This window comes from Ectothiorhodospira mobilis, assembly GCF_016584115.1.
Lineage (GTDB): Bacteria > Pseudomonadota > Gammaproteobacteria > Ectothiorhodospirales > Ectothiorhodospiraceae > Ectothiorhodospira > Ectothiorhodospira mobilis.
The window spans coordinates 195,303-214,188 of the sequence record NZ_NRSK01000001.1 but is presented as its reverse complement, the minus strand read 5'-3'; the positions used below and the strand labels follow the sequence as shown (position 1 = coordinate 214,188).

Here is an 18,886-nt window from a genome sequence, read left to right as displayed (position 1 = left end):
CCGTGGCGGGTGAGGAAAAGAAACAACCCATCGTCATCAAGCGCATCGTCAAGAAGGACGGGCACCATGGCGGGGCCTGGAAGATCGCCTTCGCCGATTTTGCCATCGCCATGATGGCCTTCTTCCTGCTGCTGTGGATCCTGGCCTTCACCGACGAGATCCAGAAGGCGGCCATCTCCGAGTACTTCCAGAACCCCTCGGCCGCCATGGGCATCAGTCCCACCCCGCCCCATCCCACCGAGGGCAGCGGCACCTCCCCGTCCATCATCGACTTCGAGGGGGCCGTGGAGCCGCAGGATCCCGAATCCGCCCAGGAACACCGGGACGAGGCACGCCTGGAATCCCTCATGGAGGTGCTGGAGGAGGCCCTGGAGAAGAGCCAGGCCCTGGAACCCTTCAAGGACCAGTTGCTGCTGGATATCACCCCCGAGGGCCTGCGCATCCAGATCGTGGACCGGGAGAACCGGCCCATGTTCGACCTGGGTAGCGGGCAGTTGAAGGACTACTCCCGGGACATCCTTGAGGAGCTGGGGGGGATCATCAATCGTGTGCCCAACCGCATCAGCATCACCGGACACACGGATACCCGCCGTTTCCCGCGGGAGGACTACACCAACTGGGAGCTGTCCACGGACCGGGCCAATGCCGCCCGCCGTGCCCTCATCGCAGGCGGCATGGCGGAGGACAAGGTGGCCCGTGTGGTGGGGCTGGGGTCCACGGTCCTGTTTGACAAGACCGATCCGCAGAACCCCATCAACCGCCGCATCAGCATCATCGTGCTGAACCGGCAGGCGGAGGAGGCGATGCGGGAACAGAGCGGCGTGGAGTACAGCGGATCGCGGACGTCCCCGCCCCCCACAACCCCATGAACTTCACCTTCCGGCAGCTCAAGGCCTTCGAGGCGGTGGCCCGCCACCTGAGCTACACCCGCGCCGCGGAGGAACTGCACCTCACCCAGCCCGCCGTCTCCATGCAGATCCGCCAGCTGGAGGAACACGTGGGCCTGCCGCTGTTCGAGCAGATCGGCAAGCGCATCCACCTCACCGATGCCGGCCGCGAGCTCTACCACTACAGCTGCGCCATCGCCGCCCAGGTGTCGGAACTGGAGATGGTGCTGGAGGAGATGAAGGGCCTGCGGCGCGGCCATCTCACCATCGCCGTGGCCAGCACCGCCAACTACTTCGTCCCCCGGCTCATCGCCGCCTTCTGCCAGCGCCATCAGGGGGTCTCCGTCACCCTGGAGGTCACCAACCGGGAGGCCCTGCTCAACCTGCTGGCCATCAATGCCATGGACCTGGCCATCATGGGCCAGCCCGCCAGTTCCGATCCGGTGGCCCACCCCTTCATGGAAAACCCCCTGGTCATCATCGCCCCGCCGGATCATCCCCTCGCCCGGGAGAAGCGCATCCCCCTGCAGCGCCTGGCCGGCGAGGGTTTTGTGGTGCGGGAGAAGGGCTCCGGCACCCGCGCCTCCACGGAGCGCTTCTTCGCCGAACACGGCGTGGCCATCCGCGCCACCCAGCAGATGCACAGCAGCGAGGCCATCAAGCAGGCCGTGGAGGCCGGTCTCGGCCTGGGGGTGCTGTCCCTGCACACCCTGGAGATGGAGCTGGCCCTGAACCGCCTGGTGATCCTGGACGTGGAGGGCTTCCCCATCCGCCGCCACTGGTACCTGGTGCACCCCCGGGGCAAGCGCTTCTCCAGGGTGGGCGAGGCCTTTTTGAACTTCACCCTGGAGGAGGCCCGTCATGTCCTGCGGCTGCCCACCCTGCCCCGGAGTTGACAGGCCCGCATGAAGCCCATAGAATACGCCCTTCTTCGGTTGGGGCGGTTAGCTCAGCGGTAGAGCACTGCCTTCACACGGCAGGGGTCGCTGGTTCGATCCCAGCACCGCCCACCAAACGAAACTCCGAAAAGCCCGCTTCAAGCGGGCTTTTTTTGTTTTACTCCCGGGCATCCCGCAAACGGAACACCGAGGGTGATTGCTGTCGGTGCACGCGGATGTCCACCAGCAGGGTACGGTGCGGCACGAGCCAATCCTTGAGTCGATCGATCTCCAGGACCAGGTCCCGGATCTCGTCATCGGCGAAGGTGCGGAAACCGGCCACGGCACCGCCCGAGCCCAGGATGGGATAAGCGGTCAGGGAAAACCCCAGGCGGCCCCCGCCCCGCTCCACCAGGCTCAGGAAGCGATGGGTGTCCAGGTAGAGGCTGCGATGGGAGGCATCCTCGCTGTAGCAATGCACGTCCCTCAGGGCCTGTTGGTGCAGCTGTCCTGCCAGGCCGCCGCCGTCGGGGCGATCCGGATGGTAGAACTCCACAAGATAGTCGGTGACCGGGACGCCAAAGTCATCGCGGACCCGAAAGACGGTGTTCTGGAAGCCCGGTTCGGCTCGGGGATGCCCGGGGCCGCGGGTCAGGGCGTGATTGTTGCGGTCACATTCATCACAGAAGCTAAGGAAATCATCGTCCTCCACGGTGAGGGCACGGCGGATCCGGGCCAGGGTTTCGCGCTGGGCACGGCTGAGGCGGCTGGCTGGGGCATCCAGTTTGATGCTGCCGTGATCGATGCGATCCTGGATACAGAAGGCGGTGCGCCCGCCGGAGGCGCGCTGCTCCACGATGCGGGGGACGATGGGGGGATTCCCCTCCCCCGGGGCCGCGGCCCCGGGCATGAGATCCAGTGCCATGCGGGCACACTCCAGATGGGCGCAGGAGAGACGCACCACCCCGTCTCCTCCGGGTTCGTTCACCACCCCCCGGATCCCGCGATAGCCGGTATTGCCTGCCAGCACGGTGCACAGGATGCCACCGGGTCCGTAGGCCTCCGCCCAGGGACCGAAGCGGTCCCGCTCCGCCAATGCCCAGGTATAGGGGCTGGCCAGTTCCAGGCCCCGGAGAATGCCCGCCCCGGTCTCCAACAGGCCCTGTCCTTCCTGACGGGAACCGATGAATCCCTTGGCGATGCGCCCCAGGATGGACTGCCCCACATGGGCCAGGTGGGAGCCGAAATTGGCCGGGGCCAGCATCACTAAGTGCCTGACGGGGGCAGAGCCAGGGTCAAAGTGCCGCAGCAGCCAATCGCGGATGACGAGCCCACCGGTGGAATGCACGATCACATCCACGCTGCCGCAGGTGCGGGGCAGCCCCCGCTCGTTCCAGGCCCGTTCCAGGGCCGCCTGCAGGTCGTCGAAGCGTAACTCGTCGCTCAGGGTGAGGTAGTCGCCGACGGCGATCCGGTGGATCACGGCGGCGCCGGGATCCTCCGCCAGGTGGCGCGCCAGACGGTCGAAGGAGGCGCCATCATCACTCCAGCCGTGAAGGATCACCAAGGGTCTTGAAGCCATCACCCACCCCCCGCATCCCGAAACCACTGCCTGCCCAGGCGAAAGAGGATCCCCATCCGCTCCTTATAGCCGACCGTCTCCCTATCTTCAGGATGCACGGAGTCTTCCGATGGAGGGGGTACCCTGAACGCACGCCGCCCCCGGCCCCGGATTCCCCCCCTGGGGATCCCGGTCGGCAGGACGGCACTGGGCCGGTCAGGGTGCAAATCCCATGGGGCCGCTATACTCGGATGGACTCATTCCAGATCAGACCCTGAAGGGTCAAGGAGGAAAGTCCGATGCCCATCTCCCTGCACAGAATCCTGCTCCTGCTCCTGCTGGGGCTGGCACCGCTGGCCCCGGTCCAGGCCCAGGGGGAGCCTGCTGGGAAGACCCATCCCTTCACCCTGCCGGATCTGCCCTATGCCTATGACGCACTGGCCCCGGTGATCGACGCCGAGACCATGGAGATCCACCATTCACGCCATCACCAGGGCTATGTGGACAAGCTCAACAGCGCCCTGGAGGAAGTCCCCGAGGCCCGGGGGATGTCCCTGGAGGCGCTGCTGGAAAACGTCTCGGCATGGCCCGCGGCGGTGCGCAACAACGCCGGCGGGCACTGGAACCACACCTTCTTCTGGCGCTCCATGACCGCTCCCGGGGAAGGAGGCACCCCCGATCCGGCCCTGCGCCGGGCCCTGGAGGAGGCCTTCGGCTCCCTGCAGGGCTTTCGCGAGGCCTTTGAGGCCGCGGGCCTGGACCGCTTCGGCTCGGGGTGGGTCTGGCTCATCGTGGAGGAGAACGGCGATCTGGCGATCACCACCACCCCCAATCAGGACAATCCGCGCATGGACGTGGCCGATCCCCGGGGCACGCCCCTGCTGGGCAATGACCTCTGGGAACACGCCTACTACCTGAACTACCGCAACGGCCGGGGCGCGTACCTGCAGGCCTGGTGGGAAGTGGTGGACTGGGAACGGGTCAGCCGGCGCTATGCCCAGGCCACCGGCGGCTGAACCCAGGCGGCATTCACCTCCCCTGCGGCGGCGGCCAGCGCATCACCTCCCCCTCCAGGGCCGTGCGCTGGCGAGCCCGCTGGGCCAGGGACACGGCCTCTTCCCGGCCCACGGCCGGCCCCAGCAGGACGTGGTAGGTCCAGGCCCCCGTACCCCGGGCACCCCCCACCACCCGGGAGGCGAAACCGTCCGCCTCCAGGTGGGCGCTGAGCACCAGGGCCCGTTCCTCGTCCCGGAACCGGCCCATGCGCACGAACCAGTCCTGCGCCTGTTCCCCGGCGGGCACCGGGATGAGGGAAACCGGGCTGAGTGAGTCCCCGGAAGGGGGCTGCCCCGCGCCCTCCCCTGCGGCATCCGGGGATTTTGGGGCAGCGGGGGTGGCCAGCAACGGCGCGGCAGCATGACCCGCCGTCCAGCCCACCGCCCGGGGCACGCCGCTGGCCTGGGTCACCGTCGCCCGCACCCGGTTCCAGTCGACACGGGCCTCCCGCCCGGCCACGGCGGCCATCACCCGCTCCATGGCGGTCTCCAGCGGGGAGGACTCTGTGGCCCGTTCCTCCAGGGGGGGGTGCACCTCCAGGTAGAGCACACCGTCGCGCCAGCCCGCCTTCACCGCCTGATGCACGATATGCACCGGGGTGCCCACGTCCACATGGGGGAAGAGCACACCGATGTCGTCGTTGTCCATGCGGATGCAGCCGTGGGTGGAGCGCAGGCCGATCCCCGTGGACCAGTTGGTGCCGTGGATCAGGTAGGTGGGCCGGCTCAGGCGCAGGGCATAGGCCCCCAGGGGGTTGTCCGGCCCCGCAGGCACCACATCCGGCAGGGACTTGCCTTGGGCGGCGTAGGCCTGGCGTACCGAATCGGGGGGGGTCCAGGTGGGATCCTCCCGTTTCTGGATCACCTCCAGGGTCCCCTGGGGCGTCCCCCATTCCCGGCGGCCGATGCTCACCGGGTAGGTGGCGACACGCCGCCCCTCCCCGGAGGGGGCGGCGTGGAAGTGATACAGGCGCATCTCCGGCAGATTGATGACGATGCCCCGCTTGGGGGTGTCCGGCAGCACGAACAGCAGCGGCAGCAGCACCCGGGCCCCCTCCCCGGGGATCCAGGTGTTGAGTTCGGGATTGGCCAGGCGGATGGCCTGGAACCCCACCCGGTGGCGGCGGGCCACATCGATGAGGGTGTCCTCGTGGCGGGCCTCCACATGGCGCAGCCCCCCCACCACCGCGGTGTCCTCCTGCAGGGGGAAGACCACGCGGGTCTGGGCGGCGGCACAGGTACACCAGAGCGCGGCCAGGAGGCCCGTCAGCAGGGGCACGGAACGGGGCAGCTTGTGCGGCACGATCATTCCTCCACCACCCCCAGCAGGCCTTCCCGCAGCCGCTCGATCTCGTCCCGCAGGCGCGCCGCCTCCTCGAACTCCAGGTTGCGGGCGCAGGTGTACATGCGCTCCTCCAGGCGCTGGATCTCCCGGGCCGTGTCCTTGGGGGAGCGGCGGGCGTATTCGGCCTCCTTCTCCGCCACCTTGGCAAAGCGCCGGGGCTCGGCCATGGTGTCGCCGGCATGGGCCCCCTCCATGATATCGGCGATGCGCCGCTGCACCCCCTTGGGGGTGATGCCATGGGCCTCGTTGTGGGCCAGCTGTTTCTCCCGGCGGCGCTGGGTCTCGTCCATGGCCCGCTGCATGGAGCCGGTGACGGTATCGGCGTAGAGGATGGCCTTGCCGTGAAGGTTGCGGGCGGCCCGGCCGATGGTCTGGATGAGGGAGCGGTCGGAGCGCAGGAAACCCTCCTTGTCGGCGTCCAGCACGGCCACCAGGGAGACCTCGGGCATGTCCAGGCCCTCGCGCAGCAGGTTGATGCCCACCAGCACGTCGAAGGTCCCCAGGCGCAGGTCGCGGATGATCTCCACCCGCTCCACGGTGTCGATGTCCGAGTGCAGATAGCGCACGCGGATGTCGTGCTCCGAGAGGTATTCCGTCAGATCCTCGGCCATGCGCTTGGTGAGGGTGGTCACCAGCACCCGCTCGTCGGCCTCCACCCGCAGGCGGATCTCCGAGAGCACGTCGTCCACCTGGGTGGTGGCCGGGCGCACCTCCACCTCCGGGTCCACCAGTCCGGTGGGGCGCACCACCTGCTCCACCACCTGCCCGGCCCGCTCGGTCTCGTACGGGCCGGGGGTGGCGGAGACGTAGACCGTCTGGGGCGCCAGGGCCTCGAACTCCTCGAAGCGCAGCGGCCGGTTGTCCATGGCCGAGGGCAGGCGGAAACCGTATTGCACCAGGGTCTCCTTGCGGGAACGATCCCCCTTGTACATGGCCCCCAGCTGGGGCACGGTGACGTGGCTCTCGTCGATCACCAGCAGGGCGTCCTCGGGCAGGTAGTCCAGAAAGCACGGCGGCGGCTCCCCGGGGCCGCGGCCCGAGAGATAACGGGAGTAGTTCTCGATGCCGGAGCAGTAGCCCAGTTCCAGCATCATCTCCAGGTCGAAACGGGTGCGCTGCTCCAGCCGCTGGGCCTCCACCAGCCGGTCCGCCTCCCGCAGCTCCTGCAGGCGCCGGGTCAGTTCCGCCTTGATCTGCTCGATGGCCGCCAGCAGGGTCTCCCGGGGCGTGGCGTAGTGGGTCTTGGGGTAGACGGTGAGGCGCGGCACCTTGCGCAGCACCTCACCGGTGAGGGGGTCAAAGTAGGAAAGCTGCTCGATCTCGTCATCGAAGAGCTCGATACGCACCGCCTCCCGCTCGGATTCCGCCGGATGGATATCGATCACCTCGCCCCGCACCCGGTAGGTGCCGCGCTTGAGCTCCATGTCGTTGCGCGTGTACTGCAACTCCGCCAGGCGGCGCAGCACCGTGCGCTGGTCGATGACATCCCCCCGCTTCAGATGCAGCACCATCTGCAGGTAGGCCCGCGGATCCCCCAGGCCGTAGATGGCGGAGACACTGGCGACGATGATGGCGTCGCGCCGTTCCAGCAGGGCGCGGGTGGCGGACAGGCGCATCTGTTCGATGTGGTCGTTGATGGAGGCGTCCTTCTCGATGAAGGTGTCCGACGAGGGGACATAGGCCTCCGGCTGGTAGTAGTCGTAGTAGGAGACGAAGTACTCCACGGCGTTGTGGGGGAAGAAGGCCTTCATCTCGCCGTAGAGCTGGGCCGCCAGGGTCTTATTGGGGGCCATGACCAGGGTGGGCCGCTGCACCCGCTGGATCAGATTGGCGATGGTGAAGGTCTTGCCCGAGCCGGTGACCCCCAGCAGGATCTGGTGGGCCAGACCCGACTCCAGGCCCTCCTCCAGGGCCTGGATGGCCCCCGGCTGGTCCCCGGCGGGCTGGTAGTCGGTAACGAGTTGGAAAGGCTGTCCCATGGGCTTATCTTGTTCGGTCAGTTTCAGTATCATTTGGTATGAGAAGCATTCCCGCGCAGCGGGCGCCCGTGCGCCCGCCGCGGCGCACGACACCCCTTCCATTCACCACCACGCCCGGATACCGCCTTGGACATCAAGCTCTCCTCCCGCGTTCAGCGCATCAAGCCCTCCCCCACCCTGGCCGTGAGCGCCCTCGCCGCCCAGTTGAAGGCCCAGGGGCGCGACGTCATCGGCCTGGGAGCCGGTGAGCCCGACTTCAACACCCCGGACGCCATCAAGGAAGCGGGCATCACCGCCATCCGCGAGGGCAAGACCAAGTATACCGCCGTGGACGGCACCCCGGGACTGAAGCAGGCCATCATCGAAAAGTTCAAGCGGGACAACGGCCACCACTTCGAGCCGGACCAGATCCTGGTCTCCTGTGGCGGCAAGCAGAGCTTCTTCAACCTCTGCCAGGCCCTGCTGGACGCCGGGGACGAGGTGATCATCCCGGCCCCCTACTGGGTCTCCTATCCGGACATGGTGCTGCTGGCGGACGGCAACCCCGTGATCGTGCCCACCGGCAAGGACCAGGGCTTCAAGATGACCCCCGCGCAGCTGGAGGGGGCCATCACCCCGCGCACCCGTCTGGTGGTGCTCAACAGCCCCTCCAACCCCACCGGCGTGGCCTACAGCCGCGAGGAACTGGCGGCCCTGGGCCAGGTGCTGCTGCGCCACCCCCATGTCCTGGTGGCCACCGACGACATGTACGAACACATGATGTTCAGGGGCGCCCCCTTCTGCAACATCCTCATGGCCTGCCCGGACCTGGAGGACCGCACCATCGTCCTCAACGGCGTGTCCAAGGCCTATGCCATGACCGGCTGGCGCATCGGCTATGCCGGCGGCCCCAAGGCCCTGATCGCCGCCATGAAGAAGATCCAGTCCCAGAGCACCTCCAACCCCACCTCCGTGTCCCAGGAGGCGGCCGAGGCGGCCCTGAACGGGGACCAGAGCTGCGTGGGCGAGATGTGCCGCGCCTTCCAGGAGCGCCACGACTACCTGGTGGAGGCCCTGAATGCCATCCCCGGCGTGGAGTGCCTGCCCTCCGACGGCACCTTCTACTCCTTCCCCAGCGTACAGGGGGCCATGGACAGGCTGGGCATCGACAGCGACGTGAAATTCGCCGAGTACCTGCTGGACCAGGTGGGCGTGGCCCTGGTGCCCGGTTCCGCCTTCGGGGCGGACGGTTACGTGCGCATCTCCTTCGCCACCGGCATGGACAACCTCAAGCAGGCGGTGGAGCGCATCGGCCGCGCCGTGGCCGGTTAATCCCCCTTGACGAGGCCCGGAGATCGCCGTAATATTCCGGGCCTCAACACGAGATTCCCCGGTAGCTCAGTCGGTAGAGCGGGTGACTGTTAATCACTAGGTCGGCGGTTCGAGCCCGTCCCGGGGAGCCAGAAGCAAAGGGCCCGGATCCACGCGATCCGGGCCCTTTTTGTTTTCATGGCCGGGTGCACCGGATCCCCGCCCGGATGGCCCGGGCCTGCCGCCGCACCCCTGCGAGCGGTCCGCCCTACTCCGCACCTACCCCCGGGAGCGGCCACACCCTCGTTCAGCCTGCCTTGTGCAGCAGGGCATTGACCCAGGCCTCCCCCTCGCGGCCGGGGCGGGGGTCCTGGGTGGTCCAGGTCTCCAGCCCGGCCAGGCCGGGCAGGTCCCGGGTCCAGGCGCGGATACGGGACGTGTCGGCGTCGGTGAAGCGGCGCCCCCGGTGCCAGCGCTCCCCCCTGCCCTGCTTGAAGCTGCAGTAGAGCACGCCGCCGGGCACCAGGGCCCGCCACAAGCGCTGGAATGCATCGGGGAGCCGGGCCTCGGGCACGTGCAGCAGGCTGGCACAGGCCCAGATGCCGTCGTAGCAATTCACCTCGTCCAGCTCCTCGAAGCGGCGCACGGGTACCTCCCGGCCCAGCAGGTCCGTGGCATGGGCGGCCAGGGCCGCGCTGGCATCGAAGGCACTCACCCGGTAGCCCTGGCGGGCAAAGGCCAGGGCATCCCGCCCCGGCCCGCAACCGGCATCCAGGATCCGCCCCTCCGGCGGCAGATGCCGCAGGAAGCGCCCCCGCAGGGAGGCCATATCCACCGCCAGGGTATCGGCGATGAACTGCCCGGCGTTTTGGTTGTAGTAGTCGATGGTCTGCACGTGCTGTTCAGGCCCGTGGATCGAAAGGCTAATTATCCCGGGACAGCACGGCAAGGGAACGGAGCAGTGGGTCAAGGCACTCGACGTGCCTGGATCAGCGAGCGCTTGCGCCGCCAGCGCAAGCTGGATCACTTCGGACGAAAGACCTCGATCTCCAGGCCATTTCGGCCTGCCAATAGCGCAACGCCTGACGCAGCTGTTGCTGCTCATGCTTGTTGCGCAGGCCCTGTACCAGTTCCATGTAGCTGACGATGGAGAGGGAGAATCCTTCAAGGATGCGGCTCAGCACCTGACGGACGCTGACATGGACCACCGGCTTGGGCTTGTGCGCGACCACCGGTGCGGGTTCGCGGACTTCCAAATCCCGGGGGCGGATCCCCGCCCCCGGTCCGTCCTATGCGTCCTGACTGAAGGTGTCGAAGGCCTCCAGGGCCTGGGCGCCGTAGACGTAGGAGGGGCCGCCGCCCATGTAGATGGCCAGGCCGATGGTCTCCAGGATCTCGTCCCGGGTGGCGCCGTACTTCACCGCGGCCTTGGCATGGAAGGCGATGCAGCCTTCGCAGCGGATGGCGATGCCGATGGCCAGGGCCATCAGTTCCTTCTGCTTGCAGGAGACGGCACCGTCCACGGAGACGGCCCGGTCCAGTCCGGCGAACTGCTTGGCCACGTCCGGGACGCCCTTGCCCACCTGCTGCATGAGGCCGGCCAGATTGTCGGCGGTCTGTTTCCAGTCTTTGTACATGAAAGGCTCCTGTGCACGGGATGTGCCCGTGCGTGGTTTGGGTGAATCGGTATGGGAACCGGGGAGGTCTGTATCAGGCCTTCGCCGCGCCGCCCTGCCCTTGCGCAGTGGTGAGGCGCTCCATGTCCCCGGCGGTGGCCTCGACGCAGATGCGGGCCGGGACCACCCGCTGTTCCAGCAACTGGCGGGCCGGGCAGGCGTAGTAGGCGGAGAGGAGATCCAGGTTGGCGTAGAGGTATTCCTCCGGTTGCCGCGGGTAGGCCCGGGTGGTGACGCTGCCCACATGGGCCAGGTTGATGGCGCCGCCGTGGAGCAGGCCGCTGTGCCAGTGCGAATCGTCCTGCTCCGGGGATTGCACCGACTCCAGCACCAGCATGTGGGGATAGGCCCGCTTGGGGGGATGGGGATGCGCCCGGGGCCTGGGGAAGGGGATCACGTCCAGCAGGCGGTAGGGCTGCCCTTCCTTGCGGAAGGCCCCGTTGAAGGAGACGATGGAGAGATAGACCTCCCGGCCGATGCAGCGGCGCAGGTCCTCCACCAGGTGGTGGTAGCGCGGCGAGGGCCACACCTGGCCTTGACTGTGGGATCCATCCGCGTCCGGTTGCGGCGTGGGCGTCGGGATGGACATGGTGTCCTCCAGAAGAACCGTTTCCCCGGTATTCTACTGGGGGAAGAGGTCCCGGTGCGACCGGATCACCGCATCAGGTGAGCAGCATCTCCCGCAGCCCCGCTTCGTCCAGGAGGTGCAGGGTGTCCCCTTTCACACGCACCAGCCCCCGGTCCCGCAGGCGGGCCAGGATGCGCGACAGGGTCTCGGGCTTCATGGAGAGACGCGACGCGATCACCTGTTTGGGGGCGCTGAGCTGGACGCGCCCGGGGGCACCGCCGCCATGGGCCAGGAGATAGGCCACGAGGCGGTGCGTGGCATTGTGCAGGGTGAGCTCGTCGATGTGGCTGAGCAGGCCGTGGATGCGCCGGCTCAGGGCCCCCAGGAGCTGGAAGGCCAGGCCGGGGGACTCCTCCAGCAGCCGCAGAAAGCAGGCGTTGTCGAAAATCACCAGTTCCGTCTCCACCAGTGGGGTGGCGTTCACCGGATAGCGGCGTTCGTCCATGAACATGACCGCCTCGGCGAAGAGCTGATCCGCGTGGATCACCTCCACCACCTTCTCGTCCCCATCCCGGGAGAGGAGATAGAGCTTCACCGCGCCCCGCTTGACGAAGAAGAAATGGGGGGCCGGGTCCCCCTGGGCAAACAGGGCCTCCCCGGCCCGGCAATGGCGCACCCGCAGGCTGTCCCGCACCCGGGCCAGTTGTTCCCGGGACAGGGGCTCGAACAGGTGCAGGCGTTGCAGTTCTTCCAGGGTCATGGTGGGAGCCGGTTTGCACGATCGCTCACGATGCTGGTCTTTCTCCGCGGGATGCGCAAGATCCAGTGGCCTTTCGGGCCGGGGACCGCCACCGGGATTTCCCCAGCTTCCCGGCGGTGTCCACACGCCGGATGCGTGCGGCATGGCGCTGTCAAGACTTGACATACGGATTTTTCAGACCGCATTTAATATTCGTCAAAACAGCAAGTTACGAGCACTGATTATTTTTTGGCCAATCTGTCACGAGCCCCGGCAGGATCAGGGTTTATGGCTGCTTCCTACATTTTGCCCACAGACTTTTCCACAGGTTCTGTGGATGGCCCCGGGACAGATCCCCGGGGCCATCCCCTCAGGCCGCGCCCACGGCCCGGGCGGCATCCCCCACCGGGTCGTCACCGGTGAGGCGCAGATCAAAACGCTCCTGCAGCAGGGCGAAGACATTGGGGGTGATGAAGGCCGGCGGGGTGGGCCCCAGGGTGATCCCCTTCACGTCCAGGCTCAGGAGGGTGAGCAGCACCGCCACCGCCTTCTGTTCGAACCAGCTGATCACCAGGCTCAGGGGCAGTTCGTTCACGCTGCAGTCCAGGGCCTCGGCCAGGGCGGTGGCCACGCGGATGGCCCCATAGGCATCGTTGCACTGGCCCATGTCCAGCAGCCGCGGCAGGCCCAGGTGGCTGCCGTACTCGTGGTCACGGATGCGGTATTTGCCGCAGCCCAGGGTGAGGATGAAGCTGTCCTGGGGCGTGGCCCGGGCGTACTCGCTGAAGTAGTTGCGCCCCTTCGCGGCGCCGTCGCAGCCACCGATGACGAAGAACCGGCGGATCCGGCCGGCGTGGACCGCATCCAGCAGGGTCTGGGCCTGGTCCAGGATCACGCTGTGGTGAAAGCCCACGGTGGATTCCCCCGTCACCTGCTCCTGGCAGGGGGCACAGCGGCGGGCCGCCTCAATGAGCGGGGTAAAGTCCCCGTCGGTGATGCGCTGGCCCTGGGGCACGGCGGTGGCCCGGGTGGTGAACAGGCGGTCGCGGTAGCTCTCGGGGGGGATGAGGACGCAGTTGGTGGTCCCCAGCACCGCACCGGGGAAACGGTCGAACTCCCGCTTCTGGTTCTGCCAGGCGCCGCCGAAGTGGCCGGCCAGGTTGGGGTGCTGGTGCAGTCGGGGATACATGTGGGCCGGCAGCATCTCACCGTGGGTGTAGACCTGGATGTCCGTGCCCTCCACCTGCTGCAGCAGGTCCCAAAGGTCCAGCAGGTCATGGCCCGTCACCAAAATGCCCGGACCGGCGCGGGTGCCCTCGGTGACGGTGGCCGGCTCGGGCCGGCCGAAGCGGTTCACATGGCCCCGGTCCAGCATCTCCATCACCTTCAGGTTCTGCCGGCCGCAGTCCATGCACAGCTCCAGCAGGGTGTCCGGATCGAAGTTGACATTGGTCATGGTGGCGAACAGGGCCTCCTCCATGAAGGCGGCCACACCGGCATCGGACTCCCCCAGGCGGCGGGCGTGATGGGCATAGGCGGCCATGCCCTTGAGACCGTAGAGCAGCAGTTCCTGCAGGGACTGCACGTCCGCGTCCTTGCCACAGGTGCCGGGGGCGGTGACACAGGCGGTCTGGCGGAAGGTCTGTTCACATTGATTGCAGAACATGGGGGCACTCCTGGGGGCCGTTGACTGTGGGGCGCAGTCTCCCGGGAGCGGCCCCGGGTGGCCTTGATCCGGATCAAGGCGTCCCCTCCCCCCCGTATCCGGGTTCTGTACACGGGCCAGATCCCCCGGCAACCCGCCGTGCACAGAAGGATTTCCCCAGGTCTCCACGGGTCCGGACATGGGGGCGATGACACGCCCCCATCTGTCAAGACTTGACATGCAGGGCCCATTCCCCCTGGATCCTTTTTCATCAAAACAAGGACTTAGGAGGGGATGGTTATTCTTTAATCAATCTGTTTCAAGTGCATGAAGGACGCGGCCTTGCGCCGTGTGCAGACACGTTGCCCACAGACTTATCCACAGTTTCTGTGGAAAGGCCCACGCCCGGAACACGGATGCGGGCCGTATTCCCCGGGACGAGGCCACGCGCCCCACATGGGTCTGCAACAGGGGGGCGGACCTGCCCCACCACTGCCGCCGGGGCCGGGGATCAGTCTCGATGTGCCGGTTGCTGGAAACGGGGTCCCTGACTGCGTCCAGGCTGCGGCCCACCCAGGCCTGATGCCGCGAGATGTCCCCAGGCCGCCATCGACCCATCCGGGCCGGAACGGACCCGCCCCTGGCTGTCAATAGTTGATGCCCAAAGGGATTCACACCCCGATGGATCAATCCAAAATCAATCACTTGGAAGGGATTGGACAAAAAATGATCATTTTGTCTTGAAACGGCGTCCCGTCGGGTCTGCGGCGCGTTTCGGACATTTTGCACACAACCTTATCCACAGATTCTGTGGAAAGTGCCCCCACTCAGCAGGTGATGCACATGGGCAGGCCCAGGGCATCCCGCTCTGGGGGATCGGGTAACCGCAGCGCCCGACCCATGGCGATGCGTGCCGCGATGCCAAAGGCGGCCAGGGCATCCAGAAGATCGTCCCCGGGACAGTGCATCGCCCCCAGGCTGGCCCGGGCAGCGGAGAGGGCCCCTGGCAGGGCCGCCTCCACCAGGCCAAGGCGGGCGGCACGCCCCTGCGGAGTCTTCTTGCCCCGGGCCATGGGGACCCCGTCGTTCCACACCATAAACCCCAGCTCCGGATGCACCTCCTGCACCCAGCCGGGCCGGGCCGGGCACTCCAGCAGGTAGGCATCCATGGCCCGGATCAGGGGCAGGATGTTCCAGCTCTGGCGGGAGAGGGCCCGTCCACAACGGTCCCGGCCCAACTGGCAGGCGGTGGCATAATCCGGGGCCTGCAGCATGCAGCGCAACGGGGCGGGAAAGACGCTGCTGCCCCGGGGCCGCCCCAGCAGGCGCCGGGCGGCCCGATCCGCCTCCCGGGGTGCGTCCCCGGGCAGGCCGATGGGGATATCCACCCCCACCACCGCAGGCAGGGGCCGCAGGCGCTCCAGGGCATGGGGGGTATCCAGCAGGGCCGCACGCATCCCGGACGGGCGGGCGGGGTCCCCCCAGACACACAACCAGCGCCCGCGGCAACCGTCCACCCCGGCCACCACCGACCCTCCCGCGCCGGTCGCCTCCGGGATCCGGGAGACGGTCACCATCGGGGCTGGTAGCCGCGGCGCATCTTCTCCCGTACCAGGCGTTCCATGGCGGCCCGGGCCGTGGCGAGATCGGGGAAGGGCTCGCAGCGCTGCTGTCCACCCCGCTGGTCCAGACGCCCCCATTCCCGCACCAGCACCACGGCATCGAAGAAATCGCCCCGCAGGGCCACCCGGTAGACCCGGCGCTGGTTGCGGGACGGATCCGTCTTGACGAGTTCGATGCTTTCCTGGGGGACGGGACTCAAGGGGCGTCTCCAGAGGGGGTCCGGGGGTTTGGCGCAAGGACCCGACGGCATCGGGGAGGCCCCCGAAGACGCCGCGGGTGACGCACATTATGCCATCCTCATCCGCGGGACGCCGTTACAACGGGCGGCAAGGGCGGGCCGGGGATTCAGGGACGGCGGTCGGCCCCGGCCAGACAGGAAAGATGCGTGGCCACGTGCCAGGCCAGCCGGTCCAGCACCCATTCAAAGCCCTGGCCGTAATCGGAGGCCCGGAAACGGTGGCTGTCGAACACCACCCGTGCGTCGAACAGCACCTCCCCCTCCACGGGGCGGGAGACGCGCCGTTGCAGCACCAATTCGCCCGTCTCCCCCTTGAAGAGATAGATCTCCACCTCGGCGCGGCGCCGGTGGCGCTGGAACCAGCCCCCCCAACGGGACAGATTCTCGTGGCCCACGTCCACGATGGTGCCGGCCAGCAGGTAGTCCACGTCCATCTCCCGGGCGATGACCTGCACGCGGCGACGCACCTCGGCGGCGCGGGGACGGGGCAGTCCGGCCACCCCGGGTTCGAACCAGAAGGCCTGCAGGGCCCGGTGGGGTTCCACCCGCTGGATCAGGGACAGGCGATGCAGCAGGGCATCGGGCACGCCCCGCTCCAGGCCATGAAGCCCGTCGGCCCGCTGCTGCGCGGGGCGCACCAGGGGAAACTGCACGGCGCCGATGCGGATGTCCTCACCACACAGGGCCCGGGCCTCGTCCACCCGGATCTGCACCCGGTAGAGGTCACCCTCCTCCCATTCGTCCACGATCTCGTAGCGGGAGATCTCGGCGCCGGTCTCCAGGCGGGGCTCATCGGCGGTGATCCGCCCATCCAGGGACTCCGAATGGGCGTGGATGGTCACCCCCAGCTGCGCCGAGGCGTGCCACAGGGCATCCTCGACGGCCTCCCGGCGGGCCTGGCCCAGAGGCCGCCCCTCCAGCGGGGCCAGCCCCTCGGCAAAGAGGGACTGGCCCGACGCCAGCGCGGGCAGACACAGGAGGATCAGCAGCAGCAGGGCCCGCATGGTGTTCGTCCCCGATCAGCGATAGGTTTCGTAGGGGGCGTGGACGCAGTCCGTGGAGGGACAGGCGCCCTGGCGCGGTGCGCGCTCCGGATAGCGGGTGTAGACCGGCTGCCGTTCGCAGGGGCTGGAGCCGCAGTTCCGGGGGGCGGGCCGGGGCACGGATACGGGCTGCTGGCAGGGGGTCTGTTCACAGACCGGGGAGACCGGGACCGGTGCCCGCACCGGGGTCGGGGCCGGCACATGCACGGTGCTGCAGGTGGAGGGATAGGTGACGCAGGTGTAAAAACGCCGTCCCACCGTCAGCTCCAGGGTGGTCTGGTAGATATTGTCATCCATGAGCACCGTCTCCACCACCCGGGCACCCGCCACATGACGGTTGATGAAGGAACGCACAGTGTCGTGCCGGGCCGCCATCTGGCGCACGGTGGTGCTGCCCTCCAGCTCGATGCCGTAGAGCCGCTCGGCCAGATTCCGGTAGGCGTCCATGCGGCTGGCCCGCATGGCCATGAGCTTGTGCTGGGCCTGGGTCTGGGTCACGTCCGGTACCACGGCCCCCCGGCCGCTGACCCGGAGGTGTTCTTCTTCGTAGTGGATCTGTTGCACGGGCCTGGGCTGCACGACCCTCGGTTGCACGGGGTGATGATGGCGTTGGCCATGATGGCCGTGGCCGTGGCCGTGGCCGTGATGTTGATGGGCACAGGCCGTGGTCAGCATCATCAACCCCAACGGCACCAGGAGAAAGGAGCGCATCTTCATGATCGTTGTCCTTGGTATTTTTGGTTTGTGTTCCAGCGACCCGCACGGATGAGCCCCTTCCCGGGCGGTGCGCAGCGCGTCACGGGCCGTATCGGCCACCCCCCCGGGGACTTGAGCGCGCCCATGGATTGACCCGCGATATACCCCGCTGGAGACTGAGCCACATCATGTTCATCGCCTTGCTGCTACTGATCCTGTGGGGGACCCCGCCGGCCCTGGCCGCCCCGGAGGAGGACGTGGACCCGGCCCTGGAGGCGGCGGGCCGGGCCCTGGCACGGGATGCCCCCCTGCAGGCCCTGAGGCATCTCCCCCTGGATACCGCCGCCCTGCCCCCGGCGCAGCGGGCGCGCACCCTTTCCCTGCGCGCCCGCGCGGAACTGCGTCTGGGCCGCATCCTGGATGCGGTGTCCAGCTGGAACACCCTGTGGCAGGAGATCCCGGAATACCACGGACAGGTGGAAGCCGAGATGCACCGGCATCTGGATGCCCTGCCCCGAAAGATCCTGGAGGTGGCGCTGGAATTTGCCGGGGATCCCGAGACCCGTCGCTGGCTCCTGTGGGTACTGGAAGAAGGCCAGCGGCCCAGTGCCGTGATGCCCTCCCCGTCGCAGGCCAACCCCTTTGCCCCGCGCCCTGGTCCAGGGCCTGTATGGGGAACGCGGCCCCAGGAGGTGGCGGTGCTCCTGCCCCTGAGCGGGCGTTACCGAAGCCTGGGACAGGCGGTGCGAAACGGGGTCGAGGCCGCCCGGGACGACTTGGGGCCTCACCGGGCGCCGCGGTTACGCTTTCTGGACACCGGTGGATCCCCCCAGCGGGCCCTGGAGCAGTATCGCGCGGCGATGCAGGAGGGGGTGCAGGCGGTCATCGGTCCCCTGCTGCGGCCCTGCGTCCAGGCCTTTGCACAACAGGGGCAGCTGCCGTTGCCGATGGTGGCCCTGAACCGCGCCGAAACCGCGCCCCCATTCCCGGAGGCGCTGCTGCAGCTGGGCCTGCCCCCCGAGGGGGAGGCGGACCAAGTGGCGCGGCACGCCTTCGCCGCCGGCCATCGCAGGGCCTTCGTGTTGGTACCCGACACCCCCCTGGGTCGGCGCATGGAAGCGGCCTTCACCTCCCGTTTCCAGGCCCTGGGTGGGCGCATCATCTCCAGCCAACGCTATGACGAGGACCGCACCGACTTTCAGCATCTCCTGCGCCGGGGTCTGGGGCATGGCACGGATGTCCTCTTTCTCGGGGCCGATGCCGCGGCGGCCCGCATGATCCGCCCGCAACTGCACTATGTGCGCCCCCGGCATCCCCCGGTGCTGGCCACCTCCCGCATCCGCCCCCGGTCTCCCGACCCGCAGCGGGATGGGGACCTGGACGGCATCCGCTTCACCGACATCCCGGCCCTGGCCGGGCGGCGGTCCCCCCCCGCCGCCATCGGCCGCTCCCCCTGGCCGCGGCTCACGGCCCTGGGCATGGACGCCCTTGCCCTGATCCTGCATCCCGGGGCCGGCACCGGGGAGACCGTCCTGCAAGGACAGGCCGGACACTGGTCCCCGGGCCCCCACGGGCGGCTGGATCCCCGACTCACCTGGGCCCGTTTCCACGCGGGACAGGCCGTGCCCGCCGCCGCCCCTGGGACACGCTGAACAGCCCTTGG

The 18,886-nt window shown here is 68.2% G+C and carries 18 protein-coding genes and 2 tRNA genes; 7 read left to right on the top strand and 13 right to left on the bottom strand.

All coding sequences use genetic code 11. The features are described from left to right. Positions 1–2: 2 nt before the first annotated feature. The 3 genes from motB to CKO33_RS01025 all read left to right on the top strand — a co-directional run bounded on the left by motB (position 3) and on the right by CKO33_RS01025 (position 1,900). The gene (gene motB / locus CKO33_RS01035; protein ID WP_200178359.1) at positions 3–869 is read left to right on the top strand and encodes a flagellar motor protein MotB; all 867 of its coding nucleotides are present in this window, start codon (positions 3–5) and stop codon (positions 867–869) included. Then, complete coding sequence (locus CKO33_RS01030; protein ID WP_200178357.1) at positions 866–1,783, top strand: LysR family transcriptional regulator; 918 nt, start codon at positions 866–868, stop codon at positions 1,781–1,783. The genes motB and CKO33_RS01030 overlap by 4 nt, the downstream gene beginning before the upstream one ends. Positions 1,784–1,825: 42 nt before the next feature. Next, positions 1,826–1,900: transfer RNA gene (locus tag CKO33_RS01025), tRNA-Val, on the top strand. A 43-nt stretch (positions 1,901–1,943) separates the two neighbouring features. Here the strand turns inward: CKO33_RS01025 and CKO33_RS01020 are convergent. Continuing rightward, positions 1,944–3,347 carry an esterase/lipase family protein gene (locus CKO33_RS01020; RefSeq protein ID WP_200178355.1) on the bottom strand — a complete coding sequence of 468 codons (1,404 nt, stop codon included), beginning with the start codon at positions 3,345–3,347 and terminating at the stop codon, positions 1,944–1,946. A 278-nt stretch (positions 3,348–3,625) separates the two neighbouring features. Here CKO33_RS01020 and CKO33_RS01015 point away from each other — a divergent pair, with 278 nt between their 5' ends. Then, a complete protein-coding gene (locus tag CKO33_RS01015; protein WP_200178353.1) occupies positions 3,626–4,342 on the top strand; it encodes a superoxide dismutase in 717 nt (238 codons plus the stop codon). A 13-nt stretch (positions 4,343–4,355) separates the two neighbouring features. Here CKO33_RS01015 and CKO33_RS01010 read toward each other — a convergent pair whose 3' ends face one another. Together CKO33_RS01010 and uvrB are read right to left on the bottom strand one after the other, a co-directional pair. Beyond that, entirely contained in the window at positions 4,356–5,684 is a 1,329-nt protein-coding gene (locus tag CKO33_RS01010; RefSeq protein ID WP_338081713.1) for a L,D-transpeptidase family protein, read from the bottom strand. Between the two features lie 2 nt (positions 5,685–5,686). Further along, positions 5,687–7,705, bottom strand: a complete 2,019-nt coding sequence (uvrB, locus tag CKO33_RS01005; RefSeq protein WP_200178349.1) for an excinuclease ABC subunit UvrB — start codon at positions 7,703–7,705, stop codon at positions 5,687–5,689. Between the two features lie 126 nt (positions 7,706–7,831). On the opposite strand from uvrB, the gene CKO33_RS01000 reads away from it, so the two are divergent. Further along, positions 7,832–9,016, top strand: coding sequence for a pyridoxal phosphate-dependent aminotransferase (locus CKO33_RS01000; protein WP_200178348.1), 1,185 nt, complete (start codon positions 7,832–7,834; stop codon positions 9,014–9,016). A 55-nt stretch (positions 9,017–9,071) separates the two neighbouring features. Then, a tRNA-Asn gene (locus CKO33_RS00995) sits at positions 9,072–9,147 on the top strand. A gap of 155 nt (positions 9,148–9,302) precedes the next feature. On the opposite strand, the gene CKO33_RS00990 is transcribed toward CKO33_RS00995, so the two are convergent. The 10 genes from CKO33_RS00990 to CKO33_RS00945 form a co-directional block, all read right to left on the bottom strand. After that, positions 9,303–9,890 (bottom strand): class I SAM-dependent methyltransferase, encoded by a 588-nt coding sequence (locus CKO33_RS00990; protein ID WP_338081712.1) that lies wholly within the window; start codon positions 9,888–9,890, stop codon positions 9,303–9,305. Positions 9,891–9,984: 94 nt separating this feature from the next. Further along, complete coding sequence (locus CKO33_RS00985) at positions 9,985–10,251, bottom strand: PIN domain-containing protein (RefSeq protein WP_200178347.1); 267 nt, start codon at positions 10,249–10,251, stop codon at positions 9,985–9,987. Between the two features lie 33 nt (positions 10,252–10,284). Then, positions 10,285–10,632 (bottom strand): carboxymuconolactone decarboxylase family protein, encoded by a 348-nt coding sequence (locus tag CKO33_RS00980; RefSeq protein WP_200178346.1) that lies wholly within the window; start codon positions 10,630–10,632, stop codon positions 10,285–10,287. Between the two features lie 73 nt (positions 10,633–10,705). Beyond that, positions 10,706–11,260, bottom strand: coding sequence for a hypothetical protein (locus CKO33_RS00975; protein ID WP_200178345.1), 555 nt, complete (start codon positions 11,258–11,260; stop codon positions 10,706–10,708). Positions 11,261–11,333: 73 nt separating this feature from the next. After that, positions 11,334–11,999, bottom strand: coding sequence for a Crp/Fnr family transcriptional regulator (locus CKO33_RS00970; RefSeq protein WP_200178344.1), 666 nt, complete (start codon positions 11,997–11,999; stop codon positions 11,334–11,336). Between the two features lie 349 nt (positions 12,000–12,348). Then, positions 12,349–13,644 (bottom strand): hydroxylamine reductase, encoded by a 1,296-nt coding sequence (gene hcp, locus CKO33_RS00965; RefSeq protein ID WP_200178343.1) that lies wholly within the window; start codon positions 13,642–13,644, stop codon positions 12,349–12,351. 806 nt (positions 13,645–14,450) lie between these two features. Continuing rightward, a complete protein-coding gene (locus tag CKO33_RS00960) occupies positions 14,451–15,200 on the bottom strand; it encodes a DUF429 domain-containing protein (protein ID WP_200178342.1) in 750 nt (249 codons plus the stop codon). After that, complete coding sequence (locus CKO33_RS00955; RefSeq protein WP_200178341.1) at positions 15,194–15,445, bottom strand: WGR domain-containing protein; 252 nt, start codon at positions 15,443–15,445, stop codon at positions 15,194–15,196. The genes CKO33_RS00960 and CKO33_RS00955 overlap by 7 nt, the downstream gene beginning before the upstream one ends. Positions 15,446–15,591: 146 nt before the next feature. Next, positions 15,592–16,488: a flagella assembly protein FlgT middle domain-containing protein gene (locus CKO33_RS00950; RefSeq protein WP_200178339.1), complete on the bottom strand. Its 897-nt coding sequence runs from the start codon at positions 16,486–16,488 to the stop codon at positions 15,592–15,594. A gap of 15 nt (positions 16,489–16,503) precedes the next feature. Next, the gene (locus CKO33_RS00945; protein ID WP_200178337.1) at positions 16,504–17,244 is read right to left on the bottom strand and encodes an LPP20 family lipoprotein; all 741 of its coding nucleotides are present in this window, start codon (positions 17,242–17,244) and stop codon (positions 16,504–16,506) included. Positions 17,245–17,411: 167 nt separating this feature from the next. Here CKO33_RS00945 and CKO33_RS00940 point away from each other — a divergent pair, with 167 nt between their 5' ends. Beyond that, positions 17,412–18,875 carry a penicillin-binding protein activator gene (locus CKO33_RS00940; protein WP_200178335.1) on the top strand — a complete coding sequence of 488 codons (1,464 nt, stop codon included), beginning with the start codon at positions 17,412–17,414 and terminating at the stop codon, positions 18,873–18,875. Positions 18,876–18,886 lie beyond the last annotated feature (11 nt).

Coding starts and splice junctions, on each gene's coding strand:
- CKO33_RS01030 (WP_200178357.1), top strand. CDS start 866: ATGAACTTCACCTTCCGGCAGCTCAAGGCCTTCGAGGCGGTGGCCCGC.
- CKO33_RS01020 (WP_200178355.1), bottom strand. CDS start 3,347: ATGGCTTCAAGACCCTTGGTGATCCTTCACGGCTGGAGTGATGATGGC.
- CKO33_RS01015 (WP_200178353.1), top strand. CDS start 3,626: ATGCCCATCTCCCTGCACAGAATCCTGCTCCTGCTCCTGCTGGGGCTG.
- uvrB (WP_200178349.1), bottom strand. CDS start 7,705: ATGGGACAGCCTTTCCAACTCGTTACCGACTACCAGCCCGCCGGGGAC.
- CKO33_RS00980 (WP_200178346.1), bottom strand. CDS start 10,632: ATGTACAAAGACTGGAAACAGACCGCCGACAATCTGGCCGGCCTCATG.
- CKO33_RS00975 (WP_200178345.1), bottom strand. CDS start 11,260: ATGTCCATCCCGACGCCCACGCCGCAACCGGACGCGGATGGATCCCAC.
- CKO33_RS00970 (WP_200178344.1), bottom strand. CDS start 11,999: ATGACCCTGGAAGAACTGCAACGCCTGCACCTGTTCGAGCCCCTGTCC.
- hcp (WP_200178343.1), bottom strand. CDS start 13,644: ATGTTCTGCAATCAATGTGAACAGACCTTCCGCCAGACCGCCTGTGTC.
- CKO33_RS00960 (WP_200178342.1), bottom strand. CDS start 15,200: ATGGTGACCGTCTCCCGGATCCCGGAGGCGACCGGCGCGGGAGGGTCG.
- CKO33_RS00950 (WP_200178339.1), bottom strand. CDS start 16,488: ATGCGGGCCCTGCTGCTGCTGATCCTCCTGTGTCTGCCCGCGCTGGCG.
- CKO33_RS00945 (WP_200178337.1), bottom strand. CDS start 17,244: ATGAAGATGCGCTCCTTTCTCCTGGTGCCGTTGGGGTTGATGATGCTG.
- CKO33_RS00940 (WP_200178335.1), top strand. CDS start 17,412: ATGTTCATCGCCTTGCTGCTACTGATCCTGTGGGGGACCCCGCCGGCC.